Source organism: Williamsia sp. (assembly GCF_036566845.1).
In the GTDB taxonomy this organism is placed as follows: domain Bacteria; phylum Actinomycetota; class Actinomycetes; order Mycobacteriales; family Mycobacteriaceae; genus Williamsia.
The window spans coordinates 16,603-29,124 of sequence record NZ_DATCVM010000240.1; the positions used below are offsets into that span (position 1 = coordinate 16,603).

The window sequence follows — 12,522 nt, forward strand, 5'->3', positions numbered from 1 at the left end:
AGGGAGCGTGGGCTGCAGTGAGCACCCCCGAGAACGACGCTGAATTCAGCGAGACCGAAACCGACACCATCGATCAGGCGGTCGGTGATTCGGGCGCTGTCGACAGTGGCATCTCCGACTCCGAACCGACCGAAGAAGCCACCGACAGCGACGACGTCGCCGTCGAGGAGATCGTCGAAGAGGCCGCCGAGCCCGAAGAAGAAGATCCGGTCGAGGCGCTCAAGAAGTCCCTCAAGCGGGCTGCCGGTGACTGGTACGTGATCCATTCCTACGCCGGGTACGAGAACAAGGTGAAAGCCAACCTCGAGACCCGTGTGCAGAACCTCGATGTCGGCGACTACATCTTCCAGGTCGAGGTTCCGACCGAAGAGGTCACCGAGATCAAGAACGGTCAGCCCAAGAAGGTCAACCGCAAGGTGCTGCCCGGCTACATCCTCGTTCGCATGGAACTGAACGACGAGTCGTGGGGCGCAGTGCGCAACACGCCCGGCGTCACCGGTTTCGTGGGTCTGACCTCGCGTCCGTCGCCGTTGTCGATGAACGAGGTCCTCAAGTTCCTGCTGCCGCGCACCGAGCCCAAGAAGGCTTCCGCCAAATCAGGTGCCGAAGGTGGAGCAGACCTGGCCGCCGCGAGCGCGCCGGTTGTCGAGGTCGACTTCGCAGTCGGCGAATCGGTCACCGTCATGGACGGACCGTTTGCCACGTTGCCGGCGTCGATCAGCGAGGTCAACGCAGAGCAGCGCAAGGTGAAGGTGCTGGTTTCGATCTTCGGTCGCGAGACCCCGGTCGAACTCGCCTTCAATCAGGTCGAAAAGATCTAAGAGACTTTCACGTCTCCAGCGGGCGTGAAATCGGGCTGAAGCAAGTCATCAGCCCAAGCGACATCAATCAGAAACAGGGAAAAGGATGCCCCCCAAGAAGAAGAAGAAGATCTCCGGGATCATCAAGCTCCAGATCCAGGCAGGCGCCGCCAACCCGGCACCGCCCGTGGGTCCGGCACTTGGTCAGCACGGCGTGAACATCATGGAGTTCTGCAAGGCGTACAACGCCGCGACAGAAAGCCAGCGTGGCAACGTCGTGCCGGTGGAGATCTTCGTCTATGAAGATCGTTCCTTCGACTTCAAGTTGAAGACCCCGCCGGCCGCCAAGCTGCTGCTCAAGGCCGCCGGTCTGCAGAAGGGCTCGGGAGAGCCTCACAAGACCAAGGTCGGCAAGGTCACCATGGACCAGGTCCGTGAGATCGCCAAGACCAAGCAGGAAGACCTCAACGCCAACGACGTTGAGCAGGCTGCCAAGATCATCGCCGGAACCGCCCGCTCCATGGGCATCACCGTCGAAGCCTGATTCAGACATTCGTGGGAGGGCCGGCTCGGTCCGCACCACCAAACCGCAGTAGTTGCGGAGAAAGACAGAGCGAATATGAGCAAGAACAGCAAGGCATACAAGGCCGCAGCTGAAAAGGTCGACAAGTCCAAGCTCTACAGTCCGCTGGAGGCTGCCAAGCTGGCCAAGGAGACCTCTTCGACCAAGACCGACTCGACCGTCGAGGTCGCAGTCCGTCTCGGTGTCGATCCTCGTAAGGCCGACCAGATGGTGCGCGGCACCGTCAACCTTCCGCACGGCACCGGTAAGACCGCCCGTGTGATCGTCTTCGCCGCCGGCGACAAGGCCAATGAGGCCCTCGCCGCCGGAGCTGACGAGGTCGGCGCAGAGGACCTGATCGAGAAGATCCAGGGAGGCTGGCTCGAATTCGACGCTGCCATCGCCACCCCGGATCAGATGGCCAAGGTCGGCCGCATCGCCCGCGTCCTCGGACCGCGTGGCCTGATGCCGAACCCGAAGACGGGCACCGTCACCACTGACGTGACCAAGGCCGTCAACGAGATCAAGGGCGGAAAGATCAACTTCCGCGTCGACAAGGCCGCGAACCTGCACTTCGTCATCGGCAAGGCTTCCTTCGACGAGAAGAAGCTGGCCGAGAACTACGGTGCCGCGCTGGACGAGATCCTGCGTGCGAAGCCGTCTACGGCCAAGGGCCGGTACCTCAAGAAGGTCACCGTTTCGACGACCACCGGACCGGGCATTCAGGTGGATCCCTCGGTGAACCGCAACTACCTCGAGGACGAAGCCTGAGCGCTTCTGATCTGACATGAGGCCGGGATCCCCACAGGGGGTCCCGGCCTTGTGCATTCGGAGAAAACTGCGAAATACGGGGGTCGGAGGAAAGTGCTCCGTCCGACCCCCGTATTCGACAGCTTTCAGGGCGGATCAGACCTGAGCGGCCTTCATCGCGTCGGCGGTGAGTTCCAGTGAGCGCAAACGACCTTCGATGGTCACCGACTGATGGCAGACCATCAGCTCATCCGCCTGAGCGATCTCGGCGAAGTTCTCCAGGTAGCGTCGGGCGTCGTCGCCGGTGCCGACTCCGGTGTACTTCATCATCGACGCAAGCTGATGGCCCTCACGGGTGGTGAGGAACGCGTCGATCTCCTCGTCGCTGTATTGGGGCGTTGCCGGACCCCGGGAGATCAAGCCCCGCAACCGGATTCGCCGAAGTGCTTCGAAGTCCGCGGTCGCGACCGCCGGGTCGTCGGCGGCGACGATGTTCACACCGGCGATGACGTACGGCTCGGACAACTGCGCCGACGGCTTGAAGTCGCGGCGATAGAGGGTGACGGCCTGTTGCAGGGCATCAGGCGAGAAGTGTGAGGCGAACGCGTACGGCAGACCGAGGTGTGCCGCGAGTTGGGCTCCGAACAGGGACGATCCGAGGATGTACAACGGCACGTGGGTACCGACGCCGGGGACAGCGGTGATCCCGGGAATCCGCGACTCGTCACCGAGAAAGCCCTGTAGTTCCAGCACATCCTGAGGGAAACGGTCAGCGGAGCTGTTGTCGCGGCGCAGGGCCCGCATCGTCGCCTGATCGCTGCCGGGAGCCCGGCCCAGCCCGAGGTCGATGCGTCCGGGATGAAGAGTTTCGAGCGTGCCGAACTGTTCGGCGATGGTCAGCGGCGCATGGTTCGGGAGCATGATCCCACCGGCACCGAGCCGGATGGATTCGGTATGTGCGGCGATATGTGCGATCAGCACACTCGTCGCCGATGATGCGATCGTCTCCATGTTGTGGTGCTCGGCGTACCAGACACGTTTGTAGCCATGCCGTTCTGCGGCGCGGGCGAGTTGAACACTGCCCGCGAGAGTCTCGCGCGCTGTCTGTCCGGGGGCGATGGGCGCAAGGTCGAGGATGGACAGGGTCACTGACATGCGGATACCTCACTGCTGATTTCGGGAATAGTCATACCTCTGTGTCAACGCGCAGTAGCCCGCTGCGCTTCCCAGGTGCTCAGGAAAGGTGGCCGGACTCACGGAGGTGGCCGGTTGTCGACCCCCGGCCCGCCCGGTTGACGCACGCCGAAGTCAGCTCGGACGGTCGCGGACGACCACCTTGCCCGGCAGACCCCACTCGGTGCGGCCCAGTCGTGCCAGCGGGGCCAATTTGGTGAAGTCGGGGTGGCCGTCCGCGGCGGCGACGCGGGGGTCTACGCTGACCGCCACGACCCGCCCCATCACCACCCGCGAGTTGCCGACCTCGATGATCTGATGCAGCACGCATTCGATGGAGACCGGGCTGTCCTTCACCCGCAGGCAGTCGACGACCGCTGCCGGTTCGGACGTCACGCCCACCGCGTCGAACTCGTTGATGTCCTCGGCGAATCCGGCGGACGAGGCGTTGACCTGGTCGATCATCGACTCGGTGGCGATGTTGATGACGAATTGGCCGGTGGCCCTGGCGTTGTCGGAGCTGTGCTTGAAGCCGCCCACCGTGGTGAACTGCACGATCGGCGGATTCGTCGAACTGACCGAGAAGAAGCTGAACGGCGCGAGGTTGTCGACACCGTCGGCGCTGCGCGAGGACACCCACGCGATCGGCCGGGGGACGACGGAGGTGGTGAGCAACTTGTAGAAGCCTCCCGCCGAGGTGTTGCTCTCGTCGAAGAGGGTTCGCTCGGTGTTCGGTTCAAGGTCTCGATTCACGCTTCCAGCATGGCATCCGCGCTCACGCGATATACGGACTGCACCAGGCCTTTGCTCAATGTCGTGGTCCGCTGGTGTTCGAGGAACACGTCGTCGGCGATGGCCCCGAACAGGGGAAGCCCGGAACCGAGGAGGACGGGAACCGTCGTGATGGTGAGTTCGGTGATGATCTTGCGGTTGAGGCAGGCGGTGATGAGTTGCCCGCCGTCGACATAGAGGTGCCCCAGACCCTCGGTCGTAGCGGTCTCCAGTAGGTCGTCGATGCTGCGGTGGACGGTGACGCGGGTGTCGGAATCGGGGTCGAGTCGCGAACTCACCACGAGGACCCGCATGCCCTCGTAGGGCCACGGGTCGAGCGTCAGACCGACCTCGTAGGTGTTGCGGCCCATGGCAATCGCGTCGACGGACGCGGCGAACTCGTCGTAGCCGGTCTCGCTCATGTCGTCATCGCGTCTGGTCAGCCAGTCGATGCCGCCGTCCTTGCGGGCGATGTAGCCGTCGACGCTGGTTGCGATGAACACGGCGCCGGTGACGGTGGTGGTCGAAGTCATTGTGGTGGCTCCTTCTGAGTCCAAGAGGCGATGAGGTTGTCGAACTCGGTGTCGAGGATCGACAGGAGTGGCCCGCTCGGGTCCACGGTCCAGCCGAGGAAGCTCCCTTCCAGGAGGGCGAACAACGTTCGCGCGGCCATGGTGGGAGCCGGTGCGTTGCGCAGTTCACCCGCGTCGATCGCTCGGCGGATGAGTCGTTCGAGTTGCGAGCGTTTGCGGGCCCAGCCCAGCGCGAGCAGCCGGGTCAGCTCGGGATCTCCGAGGTCGGCGGCGAGTGACGACACGTGCAGGGCGGCGTCGTCGGGCTGCGAGTGGTCGATATATGACCGCACCGACAGGCGGTGCAGCGTTGCCAGCGGTGACTCGCCACGCGACGAGTCGGGTTCGGGCTCGATCGAATCGATCCAGCGCTGCGACGAGGCGATGAGGAGTCCGCGCTTGGATCCGAACCGCTTGACCAGCGTTGCCGCCGATACGCCGGCCTGCTGACCAGCGAGTTCGAGGGTAAATCCCGTCGAGCCGGTTCTGGCCAGCACCGCAGCGGCGGCGTCGAGGAGTGCGGTGTCGGTGGTTACGCGAGGTCGGGCCACAGGGGTTAGTAAATCATGATTTCCTAACTCTGGCCACCAGATGCCCTCTGGCACTGTCCACACCACCGGATTCGGTCCCCAGCCCGGAGCTGCTCGAATGGTGAGTTCGCGGCCACCGCCTAGGGTTGGACGGGTGCAGGACAACAAACTTCTGACCAAGATCGCGGGTCTGCTGCGCCAAGCCGAAGGCACAGACAACGAACACGAGGCCCAGGCATTCATGCAGGCGGCCCAGCGGTTGGCAACCGCGGCCTCCATCGACCTCGCCGTCGCTCGGGCGCATGGCAACGGCAACCAGCGAGTGGCACCGGAACAACGCAACATCGCAATCGGAGAGGCCGGCAAGCGCGGCCTGCGCACCTATGTGCAGCTGTTCGTCGCCATTGCTCGCGCCAACGACATCACCTGCGACGTCGCGAGCAACTCGACCTTTGTCTACGCCTACGGATTTCCCGGCGACATCGACTCGTGTGAGGCGCTGTACGGGTCGCTGGTGGTGCAGATGGTCGCCGCCAGCGACGGATATCTGAAATCGGGGGACTACAAGGGAGAGACCTTTGCCCGCGTGGTCACGCAGCGCCGGGGGCGTTTCTCGCGGCGGGTTGTCGAGGAGAAGCCGTTGTCGCCGATCACGGCCCGGCTGAACTTCCAGTCGGCCTTCGCCGAGCGGATCGGTAAGCGGCTTGTTCAGGCGCGCGACGAGGCGCGGGAGCAGGCCGTCGCCGCAGACGGGGGCAACAATGGCGCCGGTACCGCATTGGTCCTGCGCAACAAGGAGATCGAGGTCCGGGACTTTCATCGGGAGGTATCGACCGCGAGGGGAACCTGGCGTTCGCACAGTGCATCGGCCGGTTATTCGGAGGGCGCGCGCCGGGCCGGGGATCGGGCCGGCCGGCGCGCCCGCCTAGGAGAAGACATCGCCCTGGGCGGCCCACGCGGGGCACTCGAGCCATGAGCACGTCCCCTTGACCGAGCGAGACAGTCAGCGGTCGGCGCTGTATGCGGCAGAACGGCTGGTCTTCAACGTCTTCGAGCGGGCGGCGGGCGGCGGCAACACGCTCACCATCGCCGGGACCACGATCACCCTGCCACCGGAGGCACGATTCGGGTCGGTGGATTCGGTGCGTCACTACGTCGACCGGGTTGTGGCGATGGCCCCCGTGATCGACCGATTCGAGCGCGCCCGCACGCCGGTCAGCGTGCGTACCCGTCGCGGACAGCATCAGGCCCACTACGAATACGACCCCGCCGGTGGTGCCGGCGTGATCGCCGTTCCGGTTGCGACGCAGGGACGTTGGGCGATGCGCGAGCTGGTGGTGTTGCACGAGCTGGCCCACCACCTGAGCCCGGGGTCGTCGACCGACAAGCATGGTCCGCGCTTTGCCGCCACGCTGATCGACCTCGTGGGTCTGGTGCTCGGACCCGAGGCGGCGCTCGTCTACCGGATCACCTTCGGCGACAGCGGGATCGGAGTCGGCTGAGTATTCAGACTTCGGTGAGTCCGTTGACGATCAACACCACACCGATGATCGTCAACACCGCAGACATGACGAGATTGTCGTGCCTGATCATCCGGTCTTTGGTGGCGTTGAGCGCAGACGTCGCCCGATCACCGAAGGGCACCGTCGCGATGACGGGCGCCGCGACACCCAGGGTGGCGACCATCGCGAAGAGCGCAAGGGCCACGACCTGGTGCACCACCACCTCTGACGACGCCGCGATGGTCGTCGCCCCCGAGTCACCATGACGGAGTTCTTCGGATTCGCCGTGACCATAGCGAAACTCAGCATGCCGGCCTTTCGGGGCCGGATCGATTCGAACGCCGACATCCACTTGGGCATCGGCGGGTCGTCATCACCTTTCGGACGCTCGAACCAGCTCTTCGCGGCCGATGCCAGGGCCACGACACCGACCACGATGCGAAGTATGTTGGCCCACAAGACCGATCGTCTCCGGCCTGCTACGTCGACACGTCGACTCGTCGACACGTCGACGATCGCGATCGTCAGTGCGGACAGGGACATGATGCCGACGATCCATCCCGCCAAGAATGCGGCTACCGCTCGGTGGTCTCCCGCCGATACCAACACCAAGACCACAACGGCGATCGGCAGCGAGACAACGATCAAGCCGAATGCGGTCGGTAGGAACTGAACGTCAACCACGACCGCCGGCCCTTCTGATGGTCGGTGTGATCGGCGGAGTCGGTGGTGTCATCAGCACGGTCGATGGTAGCCGCGAGATGGATAGACCATGCGGCGCGCTGCGTGGTCGGGCACACCACCGCTTCGGCCCGGAGACGGTCCGCCGGTGGCTCACCCACGTCGAGCGCTGCGGCCCGGTCAGTTGAAGACGGGAAGGACTTCCTTTGCGGTCAGGGTCAGCGAGTCGGCCGCCGTGGCAGGATCGACCGGGGACAGCACCACGCAGGTGGCCCCCGCGGTGAGCAGCTCGGATACCCGGGCGCTGACCTGATCGGGATCGCCGGCCACTGCCAGCGTGTCGATCCATTCTGAGGGCATCCGGCGGGCGAGTTCGTCGACACCGAGCGGCAGCAGCTCGGCGAGCCGCTCGTTGTATCCGAAGGCGCCGGAGAGCGGGTTGTGTGGCCCGACCGCCGCCAGATAGGCCGCCAACGGGGCCCGGACGGCTTCCTTTGCCGCCGCACCGTCGGTCCCGATGCTGAACAGCGCGAAGGTCGGTACGGAGTGTGTACCGCCCGAACGCGAACCCTTCTCCATGCCGATACGGATGTCTTTGACAGCCGATTCGAGATAGTCCGTCCCGGCGAGCACACTCATGACGGTCCCGTCCGCGTACCGCCCGGACAACTGGAGCGACTTCGGACCCAGCACACCGGTCACGATGTCAGGGATCACGGTCGGCGGGTGAGCGAGAGTGACGTCGTGGAACGTGAATTGCTTGCCTTCGAGCGACACGGTCTCACCGCAGAGCAGCGCCCGGATGGAGGTGACGCATTCACGCAGTGCACTGAGCGGCGAGGTCGCGGTCAACCCCATCTGATCGGTCCACACGGGGACGCCGTGGCCGATCCCCGGGATGAACCGGCCGGGGAAGATGCGGCCGAGATTGGCGATCTCCATCGCGGTGACTGCTGGGTGCCGTGCGACAGCAGCGGCGATTCCCAGGCCCACCCGGACCTCGTCAGTGGCCGCCAGGGCAGCGGCCGAGGCGGTGAAGCCGCCGTACGCGAAGTAGTCTTCGGCGACCCACACCTCGCCGTATCCCAGCTCTTCGGCCAGCCGGGCATTCGGGCCGATCTGTTCGGGCGGCGTCGATGTCGCGATGAACACACCGAGTGGATTCCCTGCCATTGTGACTCCTTTGCGAGCTGAACCGGACTGTGCGGGATCGACCGGAACCCGCGTCCCGGCGTTGACACCGTTCGTGACGACTACTCCAACAGTGGACCCCTCGGACTGTGTCCGCATCCACGATGCGGCCAATCTCGGCGCCCGCGATTTGGCGATTCGGTCAGTGCCGATGACCTGTTGGGCCGGCCAGGCCCGGGCCGCCGAGGACGGCCGGCAGCGAGTGCATGAGGTCCGGCGAATCGGTCGACGGTGACGCCCGTGGGTCACCCGATTTCTCTACGACGAGTGTCGTGAGGTGGCGCGCCCGGCGTTGCACGATCTGCCTAAGGTTTGCACCTGGTTTGTCAACCGTGTGCATATTCGGCGGCGGCACGGTTCGGCGATGATCGACATGTCATCGAACACATCCGGGCCTACCGCCCACCGACTTTTGATCTGGGAGAAGTCATGCACACCGAGAAGGTTGTCAACGCCGCGCAGGACGTCGCCGAAATTCTGGCGGTACACATGTCTTGGCTCGAATCCAACAACGACCTGGTGATCGAGAAGATGTACCCGAACTTCGCGAATCCGGGCTATCTGCAATTCAATTTGAACGGGCACACGTACACCAGCGTCGACGAGAAGGTCAAACTCTGGGAGGGGTTGCACGGCATCGGTTTCAGTCTGGCCGACATGAAGATCGTGGAAGAGCCCGCGATCCATGCCGAGGGTGACCTCGCTTATCTGACCACGATCTGGAGCGCGATCGTCACCGGGACGGGTTCGACCGGGCTCATGAAGGTCGATGAGGAGCCGACCGTCTTCCGCGTCACCGAGGTGTATCGACGTGACGACGGCACCGGAAACCCGGTCTGGAAGATCTGGCATTTCCATGCGTCCCCGATCGCACCACCGTCGACGCCCAGATTCCCTCAGGAGAGCTGATCTCCGGTAGGAGACCGGCGGCACGCAAAACTGTTACAGAGGAACTGAATTCGTGGATTTTGTGTCAAGAAGGGAACAGATGAGCACCCACACCGTCCCGGTCCGGATGAGCTTGGATGGGCCGGCCGGGAAGTTGTCCTACCTGCGTTGGTCCGCTGATAGCGAGCGGGCCCCGATCCTGTGCCTGCACCCGGTCAACACGGCCGCGGCGGTGTGGACCGAGATGATCGCCGGGCTCCCCGATCGGGACGTCGTGGCGATCGACTATCGAGGGCACGGTCATTCGGCTGTGGGTGGCCCCTACTTCCCGGTCGACTATGCGAGCGACGCGCTGGCACTGTTCGCCGCTCTGGGGTACCAGAAGGTACACCTGCTCGGAGGGTCGATCGGTGGGGCTGTGGCCGTGGAGTTCGCGGTCGCGAATCCGGACGCGGTTGCCAGTATCTCGCTCTTCGGAGCCACCCTCCATCTAGGACTCGCCGCGGATCAGCTGGAACCGATGGTGGATGCGTTGCGGCAGATGGGTGTTCGGCAGTGGTTCGGGGAGCACGGAGGGGAGATCCTGGGGCACCGGGCCGCACCGGATGCGCCGGGGACGCTTGTCCGACTGGCCGCGGGCCGGGACATCGAGGCTGTCATCGAGATTCTGACGACAACCTTTGGCAAGGCTGATTCCCGGCCCGTGGCCGATGCGTTGGCCAGGAGCGGATCGGTTCCGCCGTCCCTGGTTGTCGTCGGTCGCGACGATCCCACCTGCCCGCCGACGATGGCGGCCGACCTGGCCGGATATCTGTCGGCGACCGTGACAACGATGGAGGGTGTCGGTCATCTGCCGATGCTCGAGACACCAGGTGAAGCCGCAGACTTGGTGAGCACGTTCCTTGCCGGTCTCGAATCGTCGGAGGAAGGGCGATGACCTATTCGATCGTCGCTCGTGATCCGGTCACCGGTTCGTTCGGGACCGCATGTCAATCACACTTCTTCGCGCCGGGTGCGTCGGTGACCTGGGCGCGGGCCGGGTACGGTGCGGTCGCCACGCAGGCCTTTGTCCGCGGTGGCTATGGCGGCGCCGGCACCGCCAGGCTGGGCGACGAGACGGCACCGCTGGTGCTCCGCGAGATGCTCGCCGCCGACCGGCACCCTGAGGTTCGCCAGGTGCTCATGGTCGGCGCCGACGGAATTGCCGCCGCACACACCGGTTCGTCATGTATCGAATCCTGTGGCGACATCGTCGACGGCGACGTCGCGGTGGCCGGAAACATGTTGGCGAACAACGATGTCCTGCCGGCGATGATCGAGGGCTACCGCTCGTCGCGGCTGCCGTTCGCGGACCGTTTGCTGGCTGCGATGGTTGCAGCCGAAGAGGCCGGTGGTGACGCCCGAGGCAGTCAGGGTGCGAGCCTGCTGGTCGTGGACGGCACCGTCGATGATGATCCGTGGGATCACAAGCCGATCGACCTGCGGGTCGAGGATCATCCCGATCCGATCTGCGAACTCACCAGATTGTTGACGCTGCGACGTTCCTTCGACGCTGTGTCGGCAGCCATGTTCGCGCCGGGATTGATGGTCGGGGACTTTCGGGAACCAGCTGCCGGTGACCTCGACCGGGCCCTGGATGCGCTGTTGTCCGCCGCTGACGTGCTGGCCCCCAATCCCGAACCGCTCTTCTGGCGGGCAATGTTGTTGCTGCGGTCAGGGCGCACAGACGACGCGCGCGCCGGGTTTGCGGCACTGTTCGATGAAAATCCACACCTGCGTCAGTTTTCCGAGCGGGTCGCGGCCGCCGGATTCGTGGACGCAGCCACGATGAAAGCGGTTCTGTGACTACGAAGAACGAGTCTGATGCACGGGCTTCGGCATTGCACGAGGCAATTGACGTGGATGCGGTTGTTGCCCTGACCAGAGCGCTGGTCGCCATCCCGTCGGCGAATCCGCCGGGTGATGAGTCGGCGGTCGCGGCCCACCTCGTCGAGGTACTCGAGAATCTCGGGCTGAGCACCGAAATCGTCGAACCCGCACCGGGTCGCGTCAGCGTTCTCGCGATGACCGGCGATGGGCGGGAGACGGGGAAGCCGATCTTGCTGGTCAACGGACACATCGATACGGTTCCTGCGGACCCGAGTTCGTGGAGCCACGACCCGTTCGCAGCCGAAGTGCACCACGGCCGGATCTACGGGAGGGGCACCACCGATATGAAAGGCGGTGTTGCGGCAGCAATCTCTGCATACGCCGTCTGCCGTCAGATCGGAATGCCGCTCCCGTGTGAACTCGTGTTCCACTTCGTGTCCGATGAAGAACTCGGTGGAAAACACGGCACTGCACATCTGCTCGAGACCGGTCGGATCGTGGCCGACGCGGCGTTGATCCCCGAGCCGACCAGCTTGAAACTCTGCTTGGCAGAGCGTGGACTGCTGTTCGCGCGGATCACGACGATCGGCGTCCCCGCGCACGGAAGCGAGCCCTCACGCGGCCGTAGCGCGATCATGTCGGCCGCGGCCATTGCGGAATCCCTGCACGGCAGTACGTTTTCGGCGGATTCGCATCCTCTGCTCGGTCGGACCACCTGCAATGTGGGCATGATCAGGGGAGGCAGTGGGCCGAATGTGGTACCTGAATCGTGTGAGCTGTTGATCGACAGGCGGGCGATTCCCGGGGACACACTGGATTCGCTGATCGCGGGCATCGAACACCGGATCGCGACGGTCGGTCTGGAACCGGACGAGTACGACCTCGAGGTTCAGACCTACTGCGAGCCGTCCGAGATCAGCGTTGATGCCCCATTTGTCGGTATACTCAGCAAGTCGTTCCGCGAGATGACCGGACGCGATGCGGCATTCACCGGACTCCCGTTCACCACCGACGCCCGCTTCATCCGAAATCAGTTGGGTCTGCCCGCGGTTGTCTTCGGTCCTGGTGATCTGTCGTTGGCGCACACGATCGATGAGTACGTGGAGATCGACGATCTTGTCACGGCGGTTGCTGTCTACGCACATTTGTTCAGCAACTTTACTGGCCCGAAACAGAAAACGTCACCAATGGAGATGTTCGGCGCATAGCTTGGAACCACGTATCGGGGGACAC

The 12,522-nt window shown here is 64.3% G+C and carries 15 protein-coding genes and 1 pseudogene; 9 read left to right on the top strand and 7 right to left on the bottom strand.

Annotated elements, in window-relative coordinates; translation table 11 throughout:
• Positions 1 to 17 precede the first annotated feature (17 nt).
• The 3 genes from nusG to rplA all read left to right on the top strand — a co-directional run bounded on the left by nusG (position 18) and on the right by rplA (position 2,133).
• Entirely contained in the window at positions 18 to 821 is an 804-nt protein-coding gene (nusG, locus tag VIQ49_RS23090) for a transcription termination/antitermination protein NusG (RefSeq protein ID WP_331888926.1), read from the top strand.
• Between the two features lie 85 nt (positions 822 to 906).
• Positions 907 to 1,344 (top strand): 50S ribosomal protein L11, encoded by a 438-nt coding sequence (rplK, locus tag VIQ49_RS23095; protein WP_331888927.1) that lies wholly within the window; start codon positions 907 to 909, stop codon positions 1,342 to 1,344.
• 75 nt (positions 1,345 to 1,419) lie between these two features.
• Complete coding sequence (gene rplA, locus VIQ49_RS23100) at positions 1,420 to 2,133, top strand: 50S ribosomal protein L1 (protein WP_331888928.1); 714 nt, start codon at positions 1,420 to 1,422, stop codon at positions 2,131 to 2,133.
• Between the two features lie 135 nt (positions 2,134 to 2,268).
• On the opposite strand, the gene VIQ49_RS23105 is transcribed toward rplA, so the two are convergent.
• The 4 genes from VIQ49_RS23105 to VIQ49_RS23120 form a co-directional block, all read right to left on the bottom strand.
• A complete protein-coding gene (locus tag VIQ49_RS23105) occupies positions 2,269 to 3,267 on the bottom strand; it encodes an LLM class flavin-dependent oxidoreductase (RefSeq protein WP_331888929.1) in 999 nt (332 codons plus the stop codon).
• 153 nt (positions 3,268 to 3,420) lie between these two features.
• Complete coding sequence (locus VIQ49_RS23110) at positions 3,421 to 4,038, bottom strand: flavin reductase family protein (RefSeq protein ID WP_331888930.1); 618 nt, start codon at positions 4,036 to 4,038, stop codon at positions 3,421 to 3,423.
• Positions 4,035 to 4,589, bottom strand: coding sequence for a dihydrofolate reductase family protein (locus VIQ49_RS23115; RefSeq protein WP_331888931.1), 555 nt, complete (start codon positions 4,587 to 4,589; stop codon positions 4,035 to 4,037). The genes VIQ49_RS23110 and VIQ49_RS23115 overlap by 4 nt, the downstream gene beginning before the upstream one ends.
• The gene (locus VIQ49_RS23120; protein ID WP_331888932.1) at positions 4,586 to 5,179 is read right to left on the bottom strand and encodes a TetR/AcrR family transcriptional regulator; all 594 of its coding nucleotides are present in this window, start codon (positions 5,177 to 5,179) and stop codon (positions 4,586 to 4,588) included. The genes VIQ49_RS23115 and VIQ49_RS23120 overlap by 4 nt, the downstream gene beginning before the upstream one ends.
• A gap of 133 nt (positions 5,180 to 5,312) precedes the next feature.
• Here VIQ49_RS23120 and VIQ49_RS23125 point away from each other — a divergent pair, with 133 nt between their 5' ends.
• Together VIQ49_RS23125 and VIQ49_RS23130 are read left to right on the top strand one after the other, a co-directional pair.
• Complete coding sequence (locus VIQ49_RS23125) at positions 5,313 to 6,134, top strand: DUF2786 domain-containing protein (protein WP_331888933.1); 822 nt, start codon at positions 5,313 to 5,315, stop codon at positions 6,132 to 6,134.
• Between the two features lie 10 nt (positions 6,135 to 6,144).
• On the top strand, positions 6,145 to 6,660 hold the full coding sequence (locus tag VIQ49_RS23130) for a TIGR04338 family metallohydrolase (protein WP_331888934.1): 516 nt from the start codon (positions 6,145 to 6,147) through the stop codon (positions 6,658 to 6,660).
• Between the two features lie 4 nt (positions 6,661 to 6,664).
• On the opposite strand, the gene VIQ49_RS23135 is transcribed toward VIQ49_RS23130, so the two are convergent.
• The 3 genes and pseudogenes from VIQ49_RS23135 to VIQ49_RS23145 all read right to left on the bottom strand — a co-directional run bounded on the left by VIQ49_RS23135 (position 6,665) and on the right by VIQ49_RS23145 (position 8,514).
• On the bottom strand, positions 6,665 to 7,012 hold the full coding sequence (locus tag VIQ49_RS23135; protein WP_331888935.1) for a GAP family protein: 348 nt from the start codon (positions 7,010 to 7,012) through the stop codon (positions 6,665 to 6,667).
• Positions 6,979 to 7,344 (bottom strand): annotated as a pseudogene (locus VIQ49_RS29025) (GAP family protein); the annotation flags it as partial. The gene VIQ49_RS23135 and the pseudogene VIQ49_RS29025, both read right to left, overlap by 34 nt.
• Positions 7,345 to 7,521: 177 nt before the next feature.
• The gene (locus tag VIQ49_RS23145) at positions 7,522 to 8,514 is read right to left on the bottom strand and encodes an LLM class flavin-dependent oxidoreductase (protein ID WP_331888936.1); all 993 of its coding nucleotides are present in this window, start codon (positions 8,512 to 8,514) and stop codon (positions 7,522 to 7,524) included.
• Positions 8,515 to 8,961: 447 nt separating this feature from the next.
• On the opposite strand from VIQ49_RS23145, the gene VIQ49_RS23150 reads away from it, so the two are divergent.
• The 4 genes from VIQ49_RS23150 to VIQ49_RS23165 all read left to right on the top strand — a co-directional run bounded on the left by VIQ49_RS23150 (position 8,962) and on the right by VIQ49_RS23165 (position 12,497).
• Entirely contained in the window at positions 8,962 to 9,441 is a 480-nt protein-coding gene (locus tag VIQ49_RS23150) for a hypothetical protein (protein WP_331888937.1), read from the top strand.
• A 79-nt stretch (positions 9,442 to 9,520) separates the two neighbouring features.
• A complete protein-coding gene (locus tag VIQ49_RS23155) occupies positions 9,521 to 10,357 on the top strand; it encodes an alpha/beta hydrolase (RefSeq protein ID WP_331888938.1) in 837 nt (278 codons plus the stop codon).
• Complete coding sequence (locus VIQ49_RS23160) at positions 10,354 to 11,265, top strand: DUF1028 domain-containing protein (protein ID WP_331888939.1); 912 nt, start codon at positions 10,354 to 10,356, stop codon at positions 11,263 to 11,265. The genes VIQ49_RS23155 and VIQ49_RS23160 overlap by 4 nt, the downstream gene beginning before the upstream one ends.
• Positions 11,262 to 12,497: a M20 family metallopeptidase gene (locus tag VIQ49_RS23165; protein WP_331888940.1), complete on the top strand. Its 1,236-nt coding sequence runs from the start codon at positions 11,262 to 11,264 to the stop codon at positions 12,495 to 12,497. The genes VIQ49_RS23160 and VIQ49_RS23165 overlap by 4 nt, the downstream gene beginning before the upstream one ends.
• Positions 12,498 to 12,522: the final 25 nt, after the last annotated feature.

Excerpts from the sequence above, each read along its gene's own strand:
- rplK (WP_331888927.1), top strand. The coding sequence starts at position 907 with ATGCCCCCCAAGAAGAAGAAGAAGATCTCCGGGATCATCAAGCTCCAG.
- rplA (WP_331888928.1), top strand. The coding sequence starts at position 1,420 with ATGAGCAAGAACAGCAAGGCATACAAGGCCGCAGCTGAAAAGGTCGAC.
- VIQ49_RS23105 (WP_331888929.1), bottom strand. The coding sequence starts at position 3,267 with ATGTCAGTGACCCTGTCCATCCTCGACCTTGCGCCCATCGCCCCCGGA.
- VIQ49_RS23115 (WP_331888931.1), bottom strand. The coding sequence starts at position 4,589 with ATGACTTCGACCACCACCGTCACCGGCGCCGTGTTCATCGCAACCAGC.
- VIQ49_RS23145 (WP_331888936.1), bottom strand. The coding sequence starts at position 8,514 with ATGGCAGGGAATCCACTCGGTGTGTTCATCGCGACATCGACGCCGCCC.
- VIQ49_RS23150 (WP_331888937.1), top strand. The coding sequence starts at position 8,962 with ATGCACACCGAGAAGGTTGTCAACGCCGCGCAGGACGTCGCCGAAATT.
- VIQ49_RS23155 (WP_331888938.1), top strand. The coding sequence starts at position 9,521 with ATGAGCACCCACACCGTCCCGGTCCGGATGAGCTTGGATGGGCCGGCC.
- VIQ49_RS23160 (WP_331888939.1), top strand. The coding sequence starts at position 10,354 with ATGACCTATTCGATCGTCGCTCGTGATCCGGTCACCGGTTCGTTCGGG.